This is a genomic window from Serratia sp. CY31944, assembly GCF_052169175.1.
GTDB lineage: Bacteria > Pseudomonadota > Gammaproteobacteria > Enterobacterales > Enterobacteriaceae > Serratia > Serratia sarumanii.
In genome coordinates this window covers 178,563-198,383 of the sequence record NZ_JBJNLG010000001.1, presented here as the reverse complement: position 1 = coordinate 198,383, position 19,821 = coordinate 178,563, and the positions used below count along the sequence as shown (strand labels likewise).

Below are 19,821 nucleotides of genomic sequence, written 5' to 3'. Positions count from 1 at the left end.
GGCGGTTAAAAACCGCGCAGGGAACAGCGATATTGTAAAAGGGCCGTGCGGGTTCGGCTGCCTTTTTCGCATGAAATTAAATAATCCGTGGTGTCGCTTTTTTTCCTGATTACCCGGGGCGAACCCTTAAGCGGGGTATCCGCTTTCGCCCAAGCTCCATTAGCGGTAATCGCGCCAGCCTTCCGTGCTGAACGCCGCCGGCTTAATCCCTGTTTCTACAGTGGTTTATCTCGGGCGGTGGTATTTTACAGGTATTTCGTAAGGTTTAAGAGAGGGTTTACAGTTTTTTTAAAACCATTCAACCGGAACGGTAGTTGAAAAAGCGATCAAATGAAGTGATTTCGATCGCTTTACCTGCAGCTGACGCCGACGGCCATGCCAGATTGCGAGTCAGATCACGCAATGCGGGCTAAATACTGACCTGTTGCGCCAGGCGGCGAATGATGGCGGCGGTCAGCCCCCAGATAAACTGGCTGTGATACAAGGAGAGATAAATGCGGTGCGTGCGGCCGGCGCGATGAATATCCAGCGGGTAGTAACGCGACAGGGTCAGCGCTTCTCGCAAGGGCATCTCGAACACGTCCGCCACTTCACCCTCGTTGGCGCGGAACTGCACGTCCGGCGGGATCAGGCCGACGATAGGCGTGACCTGAAATCCGGTGCTGCTGTCGAGCGGCGCCATTTGGCCGAGGACGGTCACCGCGTGCGGCGGTATCGCCACTTCTTCCTGCGCTTCCCGCAGCGCCGTGACGATCGCCGATCCGTCTTCGGCGTCGGTCTTGCCGCCAGGGAAGGCCACCTGGCCGGCATGTTTGCGCAGCGAGTCGGCGCGGCGGGTCAACAGCAGCGTCGGCTCGGCGCGGCAGACGATCGGGATAAGCACCGCCGCCGGGCGCACATTGTGCGAGATCTGCGCCGCCTGCGGCAGCTGCAGTTGAAAACGGCTGATAAAGGCGTGCAGCGAGGCCGGTGAGTTCGATGGGATCACGACGGGGCATACTCCCCAAGCTGCGGCAGAATACGGCCAACCTTGTCGAAGGTCTCCTGGTATTCCGCCTGCTCCTGGCTGTCCGCCACGATGCCGCCGCCGGCGGAGCAGTGGATGCGGCCGTTTTCGGTGACGAGCGTGCGGATGGTGATGTTGGTGTCCATGGTGCCGCAGGCGCTCAGGTAACCGATGCTGCCGCAATAGGCGTTGCGCCGCTGCGGCTCCAGCTCTTCGATGATTTCCATCGCGCGCACCTTGGGCGCGCCGGTGATCGAACCGCCGGGGAAGCAGGCGCGCAGCAGCTGGGTGGCCGAGGCCTGCTCCGGCAGGGTGGCGGTAATGGTGCTCACCAGGTGGTGCACGGCGGGGAACGGCTCCACGACGAACAGTTCCGGCACCCGTACGCTGCCGGGCTGGGCGACGCGGCCGATATCGTTGCGCAGCAGATCGACGATCATCAGATTTTCAGCGCGATCCTTGGGCGAATCGGCCAAGCGGCGCGCCTGCGCGGCGTCCTGCTCCGCGTCCGCCAGCCGCGGCAGCGTGCCCTTGATCGGGCGGGTTTGGATGCGCTGCTGCGCCAGCCACAGGAAGCGCTCGGGAGAGACGCTCAGCACGCTGTTGTGCGGTAGCCGCAGGAAAGCGGAGAACGGCGCACGGTTGCAGGCGCTCAGTCGGCAAAACGCCTGCCATTCATCCCCCTGATAGTCGGCGGAGAACCGCTGCGCCAGATTAATCTGGTAACAGTCGCCGCTGCGCAGGTAGTGTTGAATACGTTGGAACTTCTCGCCGTATTGCCGGCGGCTCATATTGGCACGCCAGCCGCTTAGCAGCGTGAAGGGGCGCTCCGTCGGCGCGGTTTGGCTAGTAAGCCAGCGCCAGCGCTGCTCCACATCGCCATAGCTGAGCAGCGTCAGGGTTTGCAATTGGTGATCGGCAATCAATGCCCAGTCATAAATGCCCACCGCCATGTCCGGCAGAGCGAGGTCGGCTTCAGCCAACTGCGGCAAGGTTTCCACCCGGCGCCCGAGATCATAACCGAACAGCCCCAGGGCGCCGCCCTGAAACGGCAGATCCGGGTTAAACGCCGGCTGCCAGCCTTGCGCCGCCAGCTGCTGCTGCAGCAGGGAGAACGGATCCTTCTGAGACTCAATGGTGACGCCGTCACTTTCGATTGTCGTGCCGGCGCCCTGGGTGGTGAGCGTAACGCGCGGCTGTGCGACCAGGATATCGAAGCGGTTATGCGAATGGTCGGCGAAGCCAGAATGCAGCAGCATCGCCCAGGGCTGTGCTGAAAGCGGGGCGAAAAGCGTCATCAGGGCACTGCGGCTGTAGGGCAACGATTTTATGTTTGGGGCGGTTACGCTCATGAACGTCAATAAACCTGGCTGTGAGGGCGGCGATATCTGGCGGCTAGTGTGCCATAGACGGTCACGTCATGCATGTTTTGCCATGCGCGGCATGCAGCACAGTTCACATAAACGGCAGTTCAATAAACCTGAAATAAGGCATTTTTTGCGCCATTGATTATACTTCGATATGTTAAAAATTTAACGTCAAATGCACTGGAAGCCTATTTGCCGCGGGCGCAAGGCCCGAAAAATATAAAAAAAGATTCGTTAATTTCATAAATTTATTATTTCTGCTTGTTATTAGATGCGGAGCGGCGTGGTTTTGCCTGATTTTAGCCAGCGTCGCCGCCCTTTGGAATTAATGGGTTAATTACTCAGCGCTTTCTGGCGCTGGTTTGAATAAAGAAAAGCAGGTTCGGTTCCATTAGCCGCTGCGGGAATTTGCAGGCGTCACGCTATTTCAGCGTGCGCTGAACCCTATGCGTCTTTTAGAAAAGTAAAATTATTATTTTGTTACATTATCCTTAAAGAGCTGCCTATGTCGTTAATGCTGAGCGTGATCGTCCCGATGCACAATGCGGGGGAATTATTGGAGCCTTTCCTGGCCTCGCTGCTGGCCCAGCGTGAGCAGCGGTTGGAGGTGATCATCGTTAACGATGGTTCCACCGACGGTTCGGGGGAGATCGCACACCGTTACGCGGCGGCGCATCCGCATATTCGTGTGATCGATCAAGCCAATGCCGGTGTTTCTAACGCGCGCAATGCCGGGCTCGCCGTTGCCCGAGGCAAATATGTGGCGTTTCCCGATGCCGACGATGTGCTGGCGCCGGACATGTATTCCACGCTGCTGGAACAGGCGGAACAACACCAATTAGACGTGATGCAATGCAATGGCGAACGCTATTTCACCAGCCAGGATGAATTGCAGCCGATTTTTCCCGAGGCGCGTTTGCGCACCACCGACGTTATCACCGGCGTACAGTGGTTTGAACGTGCGCTGAAATCGCGAAAGTTTATTCACGTTGTATGGCTGGCAATATATCGCCTCGACTTTATTCGCCAGCATCGGCTTTATTTCGAGCCGGGATTGCATCACCAGGATATTCCCTGGACAACGGAAGTCATGTTTAATGCCAAACGGGTCAAATATTTAAGCACGCCGCTGTACCGTCAACGGGTGCACGACAAATCGATCAGCAACCGCCGTCGCACCGGTCAGGCGAACGTGGATTATCAACGCCACTATATGAAAATCGTCGAGATGCTGGAGCGGCTCAACCGGCGCTATGCCGGCACTGTCGCCATTCGTCCGGCTTTCCATTGGCAAATCACCCGCGAAGCGCTGGGCATTTGCCACAGCATTCGTCGTGAACCGGATCCGGCAGCCCAGAGTCAGATCACCGAAGAGTTCTATCAGCGCGGCATCGACAGAGCGATGTTCGCCAATGCGCGCGGCCTGAAACAGGGGTGGCATGTCATGCTGTGGCGGCATCGGCTGAAGCAGTGGCGCAGCGATAACGGCTGCTCGCAACCGGCCTGAGCCACAAGACGTTGGGATCCGCCGCGTTAGCGCGTATACTCCTTCTCCCTTTTGCCGGAGAAAACGACACATGCATGCAGGTATGCCATTACTGAGTCACGCGGAGCAGCAGGAAGCGGCGGATCGCATCCATCAACTGATGGAGCAGGGCATGAGCAGCGGTGAAGCCATTGCTCGCGTTGCGCAGGAAATTCGCGAGAAGCATCAGGGCGCTCAGGTTGCGGTACTGTTCGATGACGATGATGAAGACGAGCAGCATGAGGCCGCCCCGGAGGCGTCGCGGAATGACGATGCTGAAGAAGACGAAGACTATTGACGTTATCGGGGCCGCGCAAGCGGCCCCGTGAGTATCAGCCGTTGACCGCTACGGCGGCGGCGGCTTGTTTCGCTTGCTCCACCGCCTGTTCCGTTGTGTTCGCCGTCGCCAGCGCCACGCCCAGGCGACGCTGCCCGGCGATCTCCGGTTTGCCGAACAGGCGCAGCTGGCTGTGCCCGCGCAGCGCGTGTCCCAGGCCGCTGAAGCGCACATCGCTGCTGGTCAGCTGGGGCAGGATCACCGCCGAAGCGGAAGGGCCGAACTGGCGGATGGCGCCAATCGGCAACCCGAGAAACGCGCGAACGTGCAGGGCGAACTCGGACAGATCCTGTGAGATCAACGTGACCATGCCGGTATCGTGCGGCCGCGGAGACACCTCGCTGAAGATCACGTCGTCACCACAGACGAACAGCTCCACGCCGAACAGGCCGAAACCGCCCAGGGCCTTCACCACCTTCTCCGCGATAGCCTGAGCACGGCTCAACGCCGCGGCTGACATGCGCTGCGGCTGCCAGGATTCGCGATAGTCCCCATCCTCCTGACGATGGCCGATCGGCGCGCAGAAATGTACGCCGTCCACGGCGCTGATGGTCAACAACGTAATTTCAAAATCAAATCTTACCAGCCCTTCGACGATCACCCGGCCGCCGCCGGCGCGGCCGCCCTGTTGGGCGTAATCCCAGGCGCTTTGCAGCTGTTCAGGCGTGCGGATCAGGCTTTGTCCTTTGCCGGAAGAACTCATCACCGGTTTGACGATGCACGGGTAGCCGATGTGCTCGACCGCCTGCCGGAAAGTCGCCTCGCTGTCGGCAAAGCGGTAGCTGGAGGTGGGCAGGCCAAGCTCTTCCGCCGCCAGACGGCGGATGCCTTCACGGTTCATGGTCAGGCGCGTGGCTTCGGCGCAGGGCACCACGCGGTGGCCCTGGCGTTCAAGCTCGACCAGCATGGCGGTGGCGATCGCTTCGATTTCGGGAACGATATAGTCCGGCCGCTCTTGTTCGATAACGGCTTTCAGCGCGTCACCGTCCAGCATATTGATGACGTGGCTGCGGTGCGCCACGTGCATGGCGGGGGCGTCGGGATAGCGATCGACGGCGATCACTTCCAGGCCGAGGCGCTGGCATTCAATGGCGACTTCTTTGCCCAGCTCCCCGGAGCCGAGCAACATAACGCGGGTGGCGGAAGGGCGCAGGGCGGTTCCAATCGTTAACATAGTTTCGTACCTGGATCGGTGAAAGTAAGCGGATTGATGATCGGCGGGCAGTATATACGAAAACGATTGCGTGCGCAGCCGCTGCGCCAAGTTTGTTGCTAACTTGCTGTTTTTATAACAAGCAGAAATATTTGCCCTGCATGGGCGATTATGCGTTAATAACCGACGACGAAAGAAAGCCTACATATAGCATGGTTTTCGCGTCTCGTGCCGTCAAGGCAGGTTTATCAAGTAAAGGAAACACAAATGAGCAAGATCACTGGTCACGTTAAATGGTTCAACGAAAGCAAAGGTTTCGGCTTCATCACGCCTGCCGACGGTTCTAAAGACGTTTTCGTTCATTTTTCCGCTATCGTTAGCGATGGTTTCAAGACCCTGGCTGAAGGCCAGCAGGTTGAGTTCTCCATCCAGGACAGCCAACGTGGCCCTGCCGCAGCCAACGTCGTCGCCATTTAACGACGGAGCCGCCAAGAAACCCGCCGCCGGCGGGTTTTTTTATGCCCGCTGCCCGTAACGCCGCCCATCTCTGTTATCATTTGCCGCTGATTCGGCGCCAACCTGCGGGCGCGCCGCCATTCCATTCGTCATATAAGAGTTATCGCCGTGAGCACAGTTTCTTTTTCTTCCCTGCCGCTGCCAGCCGAACAGTTGGCCAACCTCAACGAACTGGGGTACGCCAAAATGACGCCGGTGCAGGCCGCCGCGTTGCCCGCCATTCTGCAAGGGCGGGACGTGCGCGCCAAGGCGAAAACCGGCAGCGGCAAAACGGCGGCGTTCGGCATTGGTCTGCTGAATAATATCGTCGTCGCTCAGGTCGCCACGCAGGCGCTGGTGCTCTGCCCCACCCGCGAATTGGCCGATCAGGTGAGCAAAGAGCTGCGTCGCCTGGCGCGTTTCACGCAAAACATCAAAATCCTGACGCTGTGCGGTGGCCAACCGATGGGGCCGCAGCTCGATTCGCTGGTGCACGCGCCGCACATCGTGGTGGGGACGCCGGGGCGCATTCAGGAGCATCTGCGCAAGAAAACGCTGCTGCTGGACGAACTGAAGGTGCTGGTGCTGGATGAGGCCGACCGCATGCTGGACATGGGCTTCGCCGACGATATCGACGATGTGATCAGCTACACGCCGCCGCAGCGTCAGACGCTGCTGTTTTCCGCCACCTATCCGGCGGGTATCGAACGCATCAGCGAACGCGTTCAGCGCCAGCCGCTGAGCGTCGAAGTGGGCGATGACGAAGCGCAGACCGCCATCGAACAACGCTTCTATGAGACCACGCGCGATCAGCGCCCGGCGCTGCTGGTGTCGGCCATTCGTTATCATCAACCTGCGTCCTGCGTGGTGTTCTGCAATACCAAACGCGATTGTCAGACGGTGCTTGAGGCCCTGGAGGCCCGCGGCATCAGCGCATTGGCGCTGCATGGCGATCTGGAGCAGCGCGATCGCGACCAGGTGTTGGTGCGCTTCGCCAACCGCAGTTGCCGGGTGCTGGTGGCGACCGACGTCGCAGCTCGCGGGCTGGACATCAAAGAGCTGGAGCTGGTGGTTAACTACGAACTGGCGTTCGATCCCGAAGTGCACGTGCACCGTATTGGCCGTACCGGCCGTGCCGGCATGAGCGGGCTGGCGATCAGCCTGTGCACGCCGCAGGAAATGGCGCGGGCGCATGCGATTGAAGACTACCTGCAGATGACCGTCGATTGGGCGCCGGTGTCCGAGCTGAGCGGGGCCGCCAACGGCTCGCTGGAGGCGGAGATGGTGACGCTGTGCATCGACGGCGGCCGCAAGGCGAAGATCCGCCCCGGCGATATCCTCGGCGCGCTGACCGGCGATGCCGGGCTGACGGCGGCGGAAGTGGGCAAGATCGACATGTTCCCGGTGCATGCCTACGTCGCGATCCGTAAAGCCAGCGCACGCAAGGCGCTGCAACAGCTGCAACAGGGCAAAATCAAAGGCAAGAGCTGCAAGGTGCGGCTGCTGAAATAAGCCGAAGGCGGGCGGCGGTTTGCCTTCCCGCCACTATCTATTTATACTGTATATATTTACAGGTATTTGAGCATTTGAGGACGCACGCATGGCGGTTGAAGTTAAATATGTGGTGGTGAGAAACGGTGAGGAAAAAATGACTTTCGCGAGCAAGAAAGAAGCCGACGCCTACGACAAAATGCTGGATTTGGCGGATAACCTCGGAGAGTGGTTGCGACAGGTACCGCTGAACCTGGATGACGAACAGCGCGAAGGGCTGAGCTTCTTCCTGGCGGAGAATAAGGATGCGCTGGGGCTGATCCTGCGCGGCGCATCACCGGCGGAAACCGGCAAGAAACCGACGGAAGCGAAAGCGAAAAAAGCAGTCTCTAACTCAAAAGAGGGATCTGCGTCAGAAAAGCAAGCGGCATAATGGCTTATGTTGCGGTGTTGTGATGAAAAAGGATCTAAAATGAGCCGTGAAATAACTTTCTTCAGCCGCTTTGAGCAAGACATTCTGGCGGGGCGCAAAACCATCACCATTCGGGATGCCAGTGAGTCGCACTTCGAACCGGGCGAGGTATTGCGCGTAAGCCGCAATGAAGACGGCGTATTTTTCTGCTTTATCGAAGTGCTGTCGGTAACGCCGGTGCGCCTGGATGCGCTGACCGAACGCCATGCACAGCAGGAGAACATGTCGCTCGGCGAACTGAAGCAGGTGATCAAGGAAATCTATCCGGGTCTGGATGCGCTGTTTGTCATCGAGTTCGTCAAACGGTAACCCTTTGCCGAAACCCTGTTGTGAGCCAGGGATGGGCGCCCGGATAGCGCTAATCACAACGGGAGGAGACATGAAAAAAACGGCTTTGGCTATCGCCTTGTTGGCCATGATGGGAGCATCGACTGCGGTGTGGGCGCAGGTTCAAGAGCAACGCAGCGCCAAGGTGGGGCAGTGTGCGGGGCTGCAGCCGGCGGATATCGCCGCCCAGGTCAAGCGCGACTTCTTGCAGAACCGCATCACGCGCTGGGAGGCGGACAAAAAACTGCTGGGCACCGCTACCCCGATCGCCTGGGTTAGCCCGGATGCCATCACCGGCAAGGATCAGGTGTGGCAGGTGCCGCTGACGGTGCGTGGCACCAAAGCGGATAAAACCTACAACGTGACGCTCAACTGCAACACCGGCGAGATCGCCTACAGCGCGCCGCAGTAATCGTTTTCCGCAATGAAAAGCCCGCCTGGCGGCGGGCTTGATGCATCAAGAGGCGGTCAGTCGCTAAACGGGATCACCAACTCACCCGGTTTCACTTCCAATCCCTTCGCCAGTTTTTTCGCCAGCGCTTCGGTTTTGCTGTTGTCAGGATTCAGCACATAAGCCGGCTTTTGGTCGAAGTAAGACTTCAGCGACTGATTCAGATATGGCGTCAGCGCTTTCATCACCGTCTGCATTTTTTCCGGCTGCACGCTGTAATCGGTCAGTTCCATGTCTTTAAGGTAAATGGCGCCCTGTGCACGGTCGTAAACCGGCTGCGCTTTCAGCGTCAGCTTCAGATCCGCCGCCTGCGGGCCGAGAATCGACGTGATATTGACCTTGGCATCGCCGGAAAGGGTGACCTTGCCCGGCTCGCTGCGGCCAATCTGGCTTTGCAGCTGCGTCAGTACGATGTTGGCGTCCACCAGGCCGGGCACGCCGATCTGCTTCTGATAGTCGTTGTGTTTCTGCAGGTAATCATTCACTTCCTGCTCGCTCAGGGTGTACTGGGTCAGTTGATTGCAACCGGCCAATACGCCGGCGAACAGCAGGGCGGCTGCGCCCATCAGGATCTTCTTCATTAATGCCTCATTGCGACTGCTGGCGAAAAGTGCTGCAGATAATTGATTAATCATTATAAACGTTCCGCCTGCCCCTGAAAACGGCAGGCGGCGATGTGCAGGGGATAGTGCGCGCAAAAGCGGGCGACACCTATCGGATAACGCCGAAAGCGTCAACGCCGCAATCGCAGCGCCAAGAGCGCCACGCCGGCCAGGCAGGCAGCGCCCCCCAACAGCGGGAACAGCGGAATGCCCCACAGCCGCAGCGAAGAATGCATCAGATAAGGCGCCAGGCCCAGGGCAAAAGCGGCGGTGACGATAGCGATGGCCAGGGTGACGGCGGCGCGCTCCAGCGCTTTGCTCAACTGACCGAGGTTCCTGACGTTGATATCGGCATTGAGCTGCCCGCGTTTCAGACGGCGAACCAATAGCCGCAGGGTTTGCGGCAGTTCTTCTCCGGCGTCGAGCGCTTCCCCGCCCAGAGCCAACAGCCGCTGGCGCACGGCGCCCGGGGCATAGCGTTGCAGCACCGTTTGTTGCAGCATCGGTTTGAGGGTGGCGACGATGTCGAAGGCCGGATCCAATCGGTGCAGCACGCCGTCGGCAGTGATTAACGCCTTGAACAGCAGCACCAGATCGGGCGGCAGCGCCAGTTGGTGCTCACGCGCCATCACCAGCAGGTCGGTCAGGGCCTTGCCCAAGGTCAGAGTGGCGGCGGCCTGTTTGTCGAGAAAGTTTTGCGCCGCCAGCTCCAGATCCATCAAATCCAGCGGTTCGCTGTCCGACCAGGCGATCAGCGTGTTGACGATGCCTTCGGACTGACGATCGGCGATGGCCTGCAGCAGCAGGAGCAACTGGTTGCGCCGCCGCTCGGACAGCTGGCCCACCATGCCGAAGTCGATAAAGCCGACGCGGTCACCGCTCAGCGCCATGACGTTGCCGGGGTGAGGATCGGCGTGATACAGCCGATGTTCCAGTACCATGCTCATAAAGGCGCGGGCGCCGCGTTGCGCCAGCAGCGGGCCGTCAAAGCCCGCTGCCGCCAGCTGCTGAGGGTTTTCCGGCGCGGTGCCGGGCAGGTATTCCTGCACTAACAGGCGCGGGGAAGACCATTGCCAATAGATTTTCGGCACGACGACGTCAGGTTGATGGGCGAACATCCCGGCGACGCGGTCGCAGTTATGCCCTTCGTGGGTCAAATCCAGTTCATGATTGAGCGCCGTCGCCAGCGCTCTGACCATCTGCCGCGGCCGATAGCGCGCCAGCGCCGGGCTCTGCTGCTCTACGGTTTCCGCCAGCGAGGCCAGCAGCCGCAAATCGGCGTGGATGGTTTTCGCCAGACCGGGCCGCAGCACTTTCACCACCACCTGTTCGCCGCTGTGCAGGCGTGCGCGGTAGATTTGCGCCATCGACGCCGCCGCCAGCGGCGTGCGATCGAATTCGGCGAACAGCCGCTCGGGTTCGCCGCCCAGGTCGGCAACGATCTGTGGCGCCAGCGTTTCCCATGGCAACACTGCCGCCCGGCTGTGCAGGCGATCCAGTTCGTCGGTCCAGGCCGGATCCAGCAGGTCGGAACGCGTGGCCAGGATCTGGCCGAATTTGACGAAGGTAGGCCCCAGCGCCTCGAGCGCTTCGCGCAGCCGCTCAGGCAGGGTTTGGGCGTCCTGTTGGGCGGATCCAGCGCGGGCGCCGCGCAGCAAAGCCCCCAGACCCAGCAGACGCAGAACGTCTTGCAGGCCATAACGGATCAGAACGGAGGTTATTTCCTTCAGCCGCGCCCGATCGCGAGCGGTGGCGAGCACCATTTTCAGCATCAGTACGCCATATCCTTTTGGTTGCTCAAACGTTATTGTTCCATATCCAGCAGCAACGGCACCTCGCTGCGCTGCGCCATGTGGTTGCGGTAGGCTTCCACGTTATCCGGCAGCGCAACCCCGGCGACGATCGACAATGAGCGCAGCAGCGGGAACAGGTGAATATCGTCCTCGGACAGTTCGCCGTTCACCGCGTCGGCGGAGACGATCAGCGGCGACAGCGCTTGCAGATCGGCTTCCAACTGGGCGATCAGATCGGCGCTATTGGCGAGATGCTCGGCGAAATCCCCGATTGACGCCTGCTTTTTATCAATAAAGTAACGGCGGGCGCTGTCGGTGGCAAACTCTTCGAAATCGGCATGCGCAATTCGCGGCAACAACAATTTCGCGCTGTAACCGCCCACCCGCTGCAGCCACTCGGCGATGGCCGGGTTGGTGCGGCCGGTCAGTACCGGCTTGCCGTCCAGAGCATCGACATAGCGCACGATATCGAGGCTTTCCGGCATCGCTTCACCGTTGTCTTTGACCAGGATAGGCACCATTTTTTGGCCGATCAGGTTAAACGGAGTCGTTTCATCGTCGTTGAGCAACGTGACCAGGCGAATCGGCAGACGTTTCAGGCCGAAAATCATGCGGGCTTTCACGCAGAATGGGCAATGATCGTAAATAAACAGTTTCATGCTTGCTCCGGGTTGTCAGGTTTTAACAGCAATAGTTACCACAGCTTATCGAGGCTGTCTTGACGTGCGTGTGTTGGATGGTGCGTTATTGCGAAATTGCCCGCGCATCGGCGCGGGACAGGGGGCGTTATTTCTTGGCCGGTACTGAGTTGAGCACATCGATCAGGTGAATGCGAGCTTCATCCAGATCGATTCGGTCACGTTCGTTGGCGGCGGTGACGACCTGCAGCTGTTTGATAATATCGTTTTTCAGGCCGGCGTCGCTGGCGAGGATATGGGCCAGCGCCTTCTCCACCAGGGTGGCGCGCGCATAAATCATGCGCAAGTTCAGTATCATATGTTCGAGTAGTTGCGGTAATTTTGCTTCTTCACTCATGCCGACGGGCTCCTGTGGGTGTTTTTACTAACAGGATAGCAGCTGTTGCCGATTCGGCCGGATTTCTATGGCGTCAACCGCGGCGCAGCATCATCGACGCGCTGCGCCGCGGGCTGAACTGCCAGTACAGCGCCAGCAGCGTAGCGAAGCCTACTGCACCAAGCAGCAACCAGGGCAGCTCCGGCATGTTCATCGTCCGGCCGGTATCGTACATCCAGCCGCCGCCGGTATAACCCAACGCGCCGCCCAGCGCCAGGCCGAGGCGGCTGAAGCCCATATAGCTGCCGCGCGCACGCGGATCGGCCAGCGAAGCGCTCAGCGTTTCGCGCGCCGGTTCGGCGATGATCGATCCCAGATAGAAGCAGCAGATCAGCGTGAATACCCCCTGCAAGCTGGTGGCGAGACCGATCGGCAGCAGGCTGAGCGTCATCAGCAACAGGCCCGCCATCAGGCGCTGCTCTAGCCGGAAGTGTTTTTCTCCCCAACGCGCCAGCGGATAGAGCAGCGATAGCGACAGCGCCGCTTCAATCGCATACATCCATTTCACTGCCGCCGGTGAACCGGCGATTTCGTTGACCACGATCGGCATCATCAGCATCACCTGCACCGCCAGCATGTAATAACCGGTCAGCGTCAGGACATAGGTGAGGAAGCGGCGATCGCGCAGGACCCGCAACATGCCTTCCTTCATCGGTATGCGTACGGTAGAGATGCGGTAACCCGGCAGTAGCCAGGCGTTCCAGCCGGCGGCCAGCACGAAGATCGCCGCTCCAACCCAGCAGACAAAGTGAAAGTCGTACTGCAGCAGCCAACTGCCGATCAGCGCGCCGACCACCGCACCGGCGCTGTCCTGCATCATCAGCAACGAGAAAAAACGGCCGCGTTCGTGCGGACGGGTCAGCTTGATCACCAAAGCGGTGCGCGGCGGATCGAATAACGTGCCACCGAGGGCGGACAGCGCGCAAGAGAACCACAGGATCCAGGGGGCATCGGCCATCGCCATGGTGGCGAAACCGGCGGCGCGCAGCAGCATGCCGGTGACGATCATCGGCTTGGCGCCGAAGCGATCGGCGATGGCACCGCCAAAGATGCCGAGCCCTTGTTGCAACAGCTGCCGCAAACCCAGCGCGATGCCGACGATCAGCGCCGCCCATCCTAATTGATCGACAAAGCGGATCGAAATAAGCGGAAAAACGACAAAGAAGCCTAAAACCACCAGCAGATTATCGAGCAACAGAAAATATTTACCCAAGCTGCGTGCTTGCGACACCAGAGACATGCTTCACCATGAGCAATTAAAGAAAGAGGGGGGAACAACGCTTCCATTCTCTACCCAATTCCCCTACGGCGACAGGGGGCGTGTAGATAATATTTTTTTATCGTCAAGGTGTTACCTGTGCTGCAAAATGGGCGGAAAAACGCCGTAAAACGCGTATTCGGCGATTTACTGAGCGACCGGGATTTTACCTCGGGGGCGGGCTACGGTTATATTGAATGCGGGGAAGTGCGGTTCTGAGGCGCTATTGGCAAAATAAAGTCATGGCATCAGATCGGCGCCGGAGAATTATCCACGCGGCTTCCCAATAAATACTTCTTATCGAACCGTTTTGACTGCGGGGGAAATGATGTTCGGCTATCGCTCTGCATCGCCAAAAGTACGTCTTACAACCGACCGGATGGTGGTCCGTTTAGTGAATGAACGGGATGCCTACCGTCTGGCGGATTATTATGCCGAGAACCGAGCCTTTCTCAAACCCTGGGAGCCGGTGCGCGACGAAAGCCACTGTTATCCTTCCGGCTGGCAGGCGCGTCTGGGCATGATCACCGAAATGCAAAAGCAGGGCAGCGCCTACTATTTTATCCTGCTCGATCCAGAAGAGCAGGAAGTGCGCGGCGTGGCGAACTTCAGCAACGTGCTGCGCGGTTCGTTTCATGCCTGTTTCCTCGGCTATTCGCTGGGGGAAAAGTGGCAGGGGCAAGGGCTGATGTTCGAAGCCTTGCAGTCCGCCATCCGCTATATGCTGCGCCAACAGCGCATGCACCGCATCATGGCCAACTATATGCCACACAACCAGCGCAGCGGCGCATTGCTGACGCGTCTGGGATTCGAACGCGAAGGTTACGCCAAGGATTACCTGCTGATCGACGGCCAGTGGCAAGACCACGTTTTGACGGCATACACCAATAAAGAGTGGCTACCCCCACGTTGAGGCCAAACGATGAAATATGAATTGAACGCCAGAGAGGCCCGGGTTATCGGCTGTCTGTTGGAAAAACAGGTCACGACACCGGATCAATACCCGCTTTCGCTGAATGCCATTACGCTGGCATGCAACCAAAAAACCAACCGCGAACCGGTGATGGACCTGAGCGAAAGCGAAGTGCAGCAACTGCTCGATCTGTTGCTGCGCAAACATTTCCTGCGCACCCTCAGCGGGTTCGGCAATCGGGTGGTGAAGTACGAACAGCGGTTTTGCAACTCCGAGTTCGGCCAGCTGAAACTCTCGCCTGCCGAACTGGCGGTGATCGCCACCTTGCTGTTGCGCGGCGCGCAAACGCCGGGCGAGCTGCGCACCCGCACCAATCGGATGCACGAGTTCAGCGATGTCAGCGAGGTCGAACAGGTGCTGCAGCAACTGGCCACGCGCGAAGATGGCCCGTTCGTGGTGCGCCTGGCGCGTGAGCCGGGCAAGCGCGAAAGCCGGTTCATGCATCTGTTCAGCGGTCAAATTGATGAAGCGCCGCCGGCGGCGTTCGACGCTGAGGACGACGGCGAACTGAGCGCCAGAGTCAGCGCATTGGAAAGCGAAGTGGCGGAGCTGAAACGGCAGTTGCAACAGCTGTTGGCGAGGGATGCGAATGACTAAATTGCGTGTAGGCGTGGTGGGGTTGGGCAGTATCGCGCAGAAGGCGTATCTGCCAATCCTCGGCCAGGCGGCGGATTGGACGCTGGTGGGCGGTTTTTCGCCCAATCAGCAAAAAGCCCAGCCGCTGTGCGACAGCTACCGTATGGCCTGTTTCTCCCGTCTGGACAGCCTGGCCGAACAGTGCGACGCGGTCTTTGTTCACAGCAGCACCGCGAGCCATTTTTCGGTGATAGGCGAGTTGCTGAACCGCGGCGTGCACGTTTACGTCGATAAACCGCTGGCGGAGACGCTGGAGCAGGGCGAGCAGCTGCTTGAGCAGGCCGAGCGGCGAGGCAAAACGCTGATGGTGGGGTTCAACCGCCGTTTCGCGCCGCTTTACCGGCAGCTCAAACAGCAAATGAATCAGCCGGCCTCCATTCGCATGGATAAACATCGGGCGGACAGCGTCGGCCCGCACGATCTGCGTTTTACCCTGTTGGATGATTACCTGCACGTGGTGGACACTGCGCTGTGGCTGGCGGGCGGGCGGGAGCAACTGCTGAGCGGCAGCCTGCGCGCCAACGCCGCCGGTGAAATGCTGTACGCCGAGCATCACTTCGCCTGCGGCGACACGCAGGTGACGACCAGTATGCATCGCCGCGGCGGCAGCCAGCGCGAAAGCGTGCAGGCGGTGACCGACGGCGCGCTGTATCAGTTGATCGATATGCGCCACTGGCTGCGTGAAGATGCGCAGGGCGAGTTGGAGCAACCGGTGCCGGGCTGGCAAAGCACGCTGGTGCAACGCGGCTTCGACGGTGCGGTGCGGCATTTCCTTGATGCCGTCGCCAACCAGAGCGCGCCGGAAACCGGCGGCGAACAGGCACTGGCCGCCCAGCGGGTGGTCGAGCGTTTGCTGCGGGATAACTCTATGTAACATATGGCGGTAGCTATTCTTTTCCGGATGCGTAAACTGAGCCGATTGTTTCACTGACGCCTGCTGTTGCAGGCGTTGATATTTACGGTACCTATCAGACAACCACATGAACCTACTCAAATCCTTGGCTGCCGTCAGCTCGATGACGATGTTTTCGCGGGTGTTGGGCTTTGCCCGCGATGCGATCGTTGCGCGCGTGTTCGGGGCCGGCATGGCAACGGACGCCTTTTTCGTGGCGTTCAAACTCCCGAATCTGTTACGCCGTATCTTTGCCGAAGGGGCGTTTTCGCAGGCCTTCGTGCCGATCCTGGCCGAATACAAGAGCCAGCAGGGTGAAGAGGCGACGCGCACTTTTATTGCCTACGTCTCCGGGCTGCTGACGCTGGTGCTGGCGGTGGTGACGGTGCTGGGGATGCTGGCCGCGCCCTGGGTTATTTACATTACTGCGCCGGGCTTTACCGATACGCCCGACAAGTTTGCCCTGACGTCGGCGCTGCTGCGCATCACCTTCCCCTATATTTTGTTGATCTCACTGGCTTCGCTGGTGGGGGCGATCCTCAATACCTGGAACCGCTTCTCGATCCCGGCTTTTGCGCCAACGCTGCTTAACGTCAGCATGATCGGTTTCGCGCTGTTCGCCGCTCCGTATTTCAACCCGCCGGTGCTGGCGCTGGCCTGGGCGGTGGTGGTGGGCGGCGTGCTGCAGTTGGGGTATCAGCTGCCGCATCTGCGCAAGATAGGCATGCTGGTGCTGCCGCGCCTCAAGCTGGGCGATGCCGGGGTCTGGCGAGTGATGCGCCAGATGGGGCCGGCGATCCTCGGGGTGTCGGTCAGCCAAATCTCGCTGATCATCAACACCATTTTCGCTTCGTTCCTGGTGTCCGGCTCGGTGTCCTGGATGTACTACGCCGACCGCCTGATGGAGTTTCCCTCCGGCGTGCTGGGCGTGGCGCTGGGCACCATCCTGCTGCCGTCGCTGGCCAAAAGCTTCTCGAGCGGCAACCACGACGAGTATTCGCGCCTGATGGATTGGGGGCTGCGTCTGTGCTTCCTGCTGGCGTTGCCGAGCGCCATCGCGCTCGGCATTTTGGCCAAGCCATTGACCGTTTCGCTGTTCCAGTACGGCAAGTTCAGCGCCTTTGACGCGGCGATGACGCAACGCGCGCTGGTGGCTTACTCGGTTGGGCTGATGGGGCTGATCGTGGTTAAAGTGCTGGCGCCGGGCTTCTATTCGCGGCAGGACATTAAAACGCCGGTCAAGATCGCCATCATCACGCTGATTATGACGCAGGTGATGAACCTGGCGTTTATTGGTCCGCTGAAGCATGCCGGCCTGGCGCTGTCGATCGGTTTGGCGGCCTGCCTGAATGCCTCGCTGCTGTATTGGCAGCTGCGCAAGCAGAAGATTTTCCAGCCGCAGCCGGGTTGGGCGCTGTTCCTTACCAAGCTGGTGATCGCCGTGCTGGTGATGTCGGCGGTGCTGATTGGCGTGATGTGGCTGATGCCGGCCTGGGATCAGGGCAATATGCTGGAACGTTTGCTGCGTTTGGCTGCGGTGGTGGTGGCCGGTGTGGTGGCCTACTTTGGCGTGCTGGTAGGGTTGGGCTTCCGCCCGCGCGACTTTGCGCGCCGCGCCGCCTGAGCCGAAAGCAAGAACAAAAAAAGGTCGCCCAGGCGACCTTTTTGCTTTCCGCACGGTGCGGTTTACATGCGTTCGACGGTTTCGATACCCAGCGTATCCAGACCGGTTTTCAGCGTTTTCGAGGTCAGCAGCGCCAGCTTCAGGCGGCTCTGACGCGCTTCTTCGCTGTCGGCGTTCAGGATTTGGCAGTGCTCGTAGAAACCGGAGAACAAGCCGGCCAGATCGTACAGGTAACTGCACATGACGTGAGGCGTGCCTTCACGCGCGACGGTGGTGAGCACCTCTTCGAACTGCAGCAGGCGGGTAGCCAGCGCAATTTCACGCTCTTCGGTCAGCGTCAGCGGCAGCGTCAGGCTGCTTTCGTCGATGCCGGCGCGCTTGAATACTGATGCCACGCGGGTATAGGCGTATTGCATATAAGGCGCGGTATTGCCTTCGAAGGCCAACATGTTATCCCAGTCGAAGACATAGTCGGTGGTGCGGCTTTTCGACAGATCGGCGTATTTCACCGCGCCGATGCCGACCACGCGGGCCACGGTCTTCATTTCGTCTTGCGGCATGTCCGGGTTTTTGCCAGCGATCAGCTGTTCGGCGCGTTCGATTGCCTCATCCAGCAGATCGGAGAGCTTCACCGTACCGCCCGAGCGGGTTTTGAACGGCTTGCCGTCTTTGCCCAGCATCATGCCGAACATGTGGTGTTCCAGCGAGACGGACTCCGGCACGTAACCGGCCTTGCGCACGATGGTCCAGGCCTGCATCAGGTGCTGATGCTGACGGGAGTCGATGTAATACAGCACGCGATTGGCGCCCAGGGTTTCGTAGCGGTACTTGGCGCAGGCGATATCGGTGGTGGTGTAGAGATAGCCGCCATCCTTTTTCTGGATGATGACGCCCATCGGATCGCCGTCCTTGTTCTGGTATTCGTCGAGGAACACCACGGTGGCGCCTTCGCTTTCCACCGCCAGCCCTTTGGCTTTCAGATCGGCGACGATGCCCGGCAGCATCGCGTTATACAGGCTTTCGCCCATCACGTCGTCTTCGGTCAGCGTGACGTTCAGGCGGTTATAGGTCAGCTGGTTTTGCGCCATGGTGATGTCGACCAGCTTGCGCCACATTTTCAGGCAGTACTGATCGCCGCCCTGCAGCTTGACGACGTAAGCGCGCGCGCGCTCGGCGAACTCGGCGTCTTCGTCGTAATGCTTCTTGGCTTCGCGATAGAACTGTTCCAAATCGGACAGGCCCATGTCGCTGGCGTTTTCGTTCTGCATTTTTTCCAGGTAGGCAATCAGCATGCCGAACTGGGTGCCCCAGTCGCCGACGTGGTTGGCGCGGATCACTTTATGGCCCAGAAACTCCTGGGTACGCGCCGCGGCGTCGCCGATGATGGTGGAGCGCAGATGGCCGACGTGCATCTCTTTCGCCACGTTCGGCGCGGAGTAGTCGATAACGATGGTTTGCGGCTCAACCGGCGCAATGCCCAGTTTCGGTGCGTTCAGCACCTGGTCGGCCTGGCGGGCGACCCAGTCGCTGTTCAGGAAAATGTTGATAAAGCCGGGACCGGCGATTTCCACTTTACCGGCGACGTCGCTGAGATCCAGCAGTTGCACCACTTTTTCCGCCAGCTGCCGGGGCGGCATGCCCAGCTTTTTGGCGACGGACATCACGCCGTTGGCCTGGTAATCACCAAACTGCGCCTTGGCGGAAGGGCGAACCTGCGCTTCGCAATCGGCTGGCGCGCCAGCGGCGATCAGCGCCTGGCTGACTTTATCTGAAAGAAGAACCTGAATATTCACCGGGTTACCTTAATGACGAACGAGGGGCTGAAGCCAGCCCCTGTGGGATTCAACGGTGGCGGGCGCGATGGGCGACCGCCACAAAACAGCCTGCAATTGTAACCGATCTGACGGAGTCCGTCAGCAGTTGGCGCGGCCGCTGCGATGAAACAGTTGTCGGGTGCGGCGCGTTGATTGCCGGAAGGTGAAAAGCAGAATGAGCTGAACAGAATGTACGGAGGGGAGAGTTGCGAAGCTAGCGCTTTTTATTGCGGCGACCGGCATCCAGCGTGTTGACGCTGCGTGATTTGAAATGACGGTAGATGGCGTATACGGCGATAATTATCAACACCAAGGATATCGTCAGCAATAACATAATGATCATCTCGAATTTAAATTTCCTCCAAAGTAGCCGAGTTGTCTTGGTGAATCAATTGTCTGGGGTTAAATTAAGATAATCCTTAGCTTTTAATCAATTAATGCGTTTTATTTTCTTCTTTTACAATGGGTTGTGATTGCGGATTTGTGCGACATTGATAAGTGAGTCGTTTTGATTAAACCCAGCGATTCAAT

Annotated in this window: 20 protein-coding genes; 11 read left to right on the top strand and 9 right to left on the bottom strand. The window is 59.3% G+C overall.

Features of this window, described 5'->3' with window-relative positions:
• Nucleotides 1-409: 409 nt before the first annotated feature.
• Together ACJ8IN_RS00935 and pabB are read right to left on the bottom strand one after the other, a co-directional pair.
• Nucleotides 410-988 (bottom strand): CoA pyrophosphatase, encoded by a 579-nt coding sequence (locus ACJ8IN_RS00935; RefSeq protein ID WP_308325796.1) that lies wholly within the window; start codon nt 986-988, stop codon nt 410-412.
• Nucleotides 985-2,358, bottom strand: coding sequence for an aminodeoxychorismate synthase component 1 (gene pabB / locus ACJ8IN_RS00930; protein WP_047571780.1), 1,374 nt, complete (start codon nt 2,356-2,358; stop codon nt 985-987). The genes ACJ8IN_RS00935 and pabB overlap by 4 nt, the downstream gene beginning before the upstream one ends.
• A gap of 520 nt (nt 2,359-2,878) precedes the next feature.
• Between pabB and ACJ8IN_RS00925 the strand changes: the two genes are divergently transcribed.
• On the top strand, nt 2,879-3,880 hold the full coding sequence (locus ACJ8IN_RS00925) for a glycosyltransferase (protein ID WP_033634882.1): 1,002 nt from the start codon (nt 2,879-2,881) through the stop codon (nt 3,878-3,880).
• Nucleotides 3,881-3,950: 70 nt separating this feature from the next.
• Nucleotides 3,951-4,196 carry a YoaH family protein gene (locus tag ACJ8IN_RS00920; protein WP_033634881.1) on the top strand — a complete coding sequence of 82 codons (246 nt, stop codon included), beginning with the start codon at nt 3,951-3,953 and terminating at the stop codon, nt 4,194-4,196.
• A 34-nt stretch (nt 4,197-4,230) separates the two neighbouring features.
• Here ACJ8IN_RS00920 and purT read toward each other — a convergent pair whose 3' ends face one another.
• Complete coding sequence (purT, locus tag ACJ8IN_RS00915; protein WP_308325795.1) at nt 4,231-5,409, bottom strand: formate-dependent phosphoribosylglycinamide formyltransferase; 1,179 nt, start codon at nt 5,407-5,409, stop codon at nt 4,231-4,233.
• Between the two features lie 246 nt (nt 5,410-5,655).
• Here purT and cspE point away from each other — a divergent pair, with 246 nt between their 5' ends.
• The 5 genes from cspE to yebF all read left to right on the top strand — a co-directional run bounded on the left by cspE (nt 5,656) and on the right by yebF (nt 8,585).
• The gene (cspE, locus tag ACJ8IN_RS00910; RefSeq protein WP_004927572.1) at nt 5,656-5,865 is read left to right on the top strand and encodes a transcription antiterminator/RNA stability regulator CspE; all 210 of its coding nucleotides are present in this window, start codon (nt 5,656-5,658) and stop codon (nt 5,863-5,865) included.
• Nucleotides 5,866-6,012: 147 nt separating this feature from the next.
• Entirely contained in the window at nt 6,013-7,395 is a 1,383-nt protein-coding gene (gene dbpA, locus ACJ8IN_RS00905) for an ATP-dependent RNA helicase DbpA (protein ID WP_060421399.1), read from the top strand.
• Between the two features lie 88 nt (nt 7,396-7,483).
• Nucleotides 7,484-7,807, top strand: a complete 324-nt coding sequence (locus tag ACJ8IN_RS00900; protein ID WP_047571590.1) for a YebG family protein — start codon at nt 7,484-7,486, stop codon at nt 7,805-7,807.
• Nucleotides 7,808-7,846: 39 nt separating this feature from the next.
• Nucleotides 7,847-8,155, top strand: coding sequence for a N(4)-acetylcytidine aminohydrolase (gene yqfB, locus ACJ8IN_RS00895; protein ID WP_004927562.1), 309 nt, complete (start codon nt 7,847-7,849; stop codon nt 8,153-8,155).
• Between the two features lie 70 nt (nt 8,156-8,225).
• Nucleotides 8,226-8,585, top strand: coding sequence for a protein YebF (gene yebF, locus ACJ8IN_RS00890; protein ID WP_033634875.1), 360 nt, complete (start codon nt 8,226-8,228; stop codon nt 8,583-8,585).
• A 56-nt stretch (nt 8,586-8,641) separates the two neighbouring features.
• On the opposite strand, the gene ACJ8IN_RS00885 is transcribed toward yebF, so the two are convergent.
• From ACJ8IN_RS00885 to mdtH, 5 genes are all read right to left on the bottom strand, one after another.
• Entirely contained in the window at nt 8,642-9,205 is a 564-nt protein-coding gene (locus ACJ8IN_RS00885) for a lipoprotein (RefSeq protein ID WP_004927555.1), read from the bottom strand.
• A gap of 152 nt (nt 9,206-9,357) precedes the next feature.
• Nucleotides 9,358-10,998: an ABC1 kinase family protein gene (locus tag ACJ8IN_RS00880; RefSeq protein ID WP_308325794.1), complete on the bottom strand. Its 1,641-nt coding sequence runs from the start codon at nt 10,996-10,998 to the stop codon at nt 9,358-9,360.
• Between the two features lie 32 nt (nt 10,999-11,030).
• On the bottom strand, nt 11,031-11,678 hold the full coding sequence (gene grxB, locus ACJ8IN_RS00875; RefSeq protein WP_308325793.1) for a glutaredoxin 2: 648 nt from the start codon (nt 11,676-11,678) through the stop codon (nt 11,031-11,033).
• 127 nt (nt 11,679-11,805) lie between these two features.
• Nucleotides 11,806-12,054: a hypothetical protein gene (locus ACJ8IN_RS00870; RefSeq protein ID WP_033634870.1), complete on the bottom strand. Its 249-nt coding sequence runs from the start codon at nt 12,052-12,054 to the stop codon at nt 11,806-11,808.
• Nucleotides 12,055-12,127: 73 nt separating this feature from the next.
• The gene (mdtH, locus tag ACJ8IN_RS00865) at nt 12,128-13,333 is read right to left on the bottom strand and encodes a multidrug efflux MFS transporter MdtH (RefSeq protein ID WP_308325792.1); all 1,206 of its coding nucleotides are present in this window, start codon (nt 13,331-13,333) and stop codon (nt 12,128-12,130) included.
• Nucleotides 13,334-13,679: 346 nt separating this feature from the next.
• Here mdtH and rimJ point away from each other — a divergent pair, with 346 nt between their 5' ends.
• From rimJ to murJ, 4 genes are all read left to right on the top strand, one after another.
• Nucleotides 13,680-14,264, top strand: a complete 585-nt coding sequence (gene rimJ / locus ACJ8IN_RS00860) for a ribosomal protein S5-alanine N-acetyltransferase (RefSeq protein ID WP_033638511.1) — start codon at nt 13,680-13,682, stop codon at nt 14,262-14,264.
• A 9-nt stretch (nt 14,265-14,273) separates the two neighbouring features.
• Complete coding sequence (locus tag ACJ8IN_RS00855; RefSeq protein ID WP_033647660.1) at nt 14,274-14,921, top strand: YceH family protein; 648 nt, start codon at nt 14,274-14,276, stop codon at nt 14,919-14,921.
• A complete protein-coding gene (locus tag ACJ8IN_RS00850) occupies nt 14,914-15,834 on the top strand; it encodes a Gfo/Idh/MocA family protein (RefSeq protein ID WP_060423445.1) in 921 nt (306 codons plus the stop codon). The genes ACJ8IN_RS00855 and ACJ8IN_RS00850 overlap by 8 nt, the downstream gene beginning before the upstream one ends.
• Before the next feature lie 106 nt (nt 15,835-15,940).
• Nucleotides 15,941-17,476 carry a murein biosynthesis integral membrane protein MurJ gene (gene murJ / locus ACJ8IN_RS00845; RefSeq protein ID WP_033654412.1) on the top strand — a complete coding sequence of 512 codons (1,536 nt, stop codon included), beginning with the start codon at nt 15,941-15,943 and terminating at the stop codon, nt 17,474-17,476.
• A 62-nt stretch (nt 17,477-17,538) separates the two neighbouring features.
• Here the strand turns inward: murJ and argS are convergent, their stop codons facing one another.
• On the bottom strand, nt 17,539-19,269 hold the full coding sequence (argS, locus tag ACJ8IN_RS00840; protein WP_308325791.1) for an arginine--tRNA ligase: 1,731 nt from the start codon (nt 19,267-19,269) through the stop codon (nt 17,539-17,541).
• Nucleotides 19,270-19,821 lie beyond the last annotated feature (552 nt).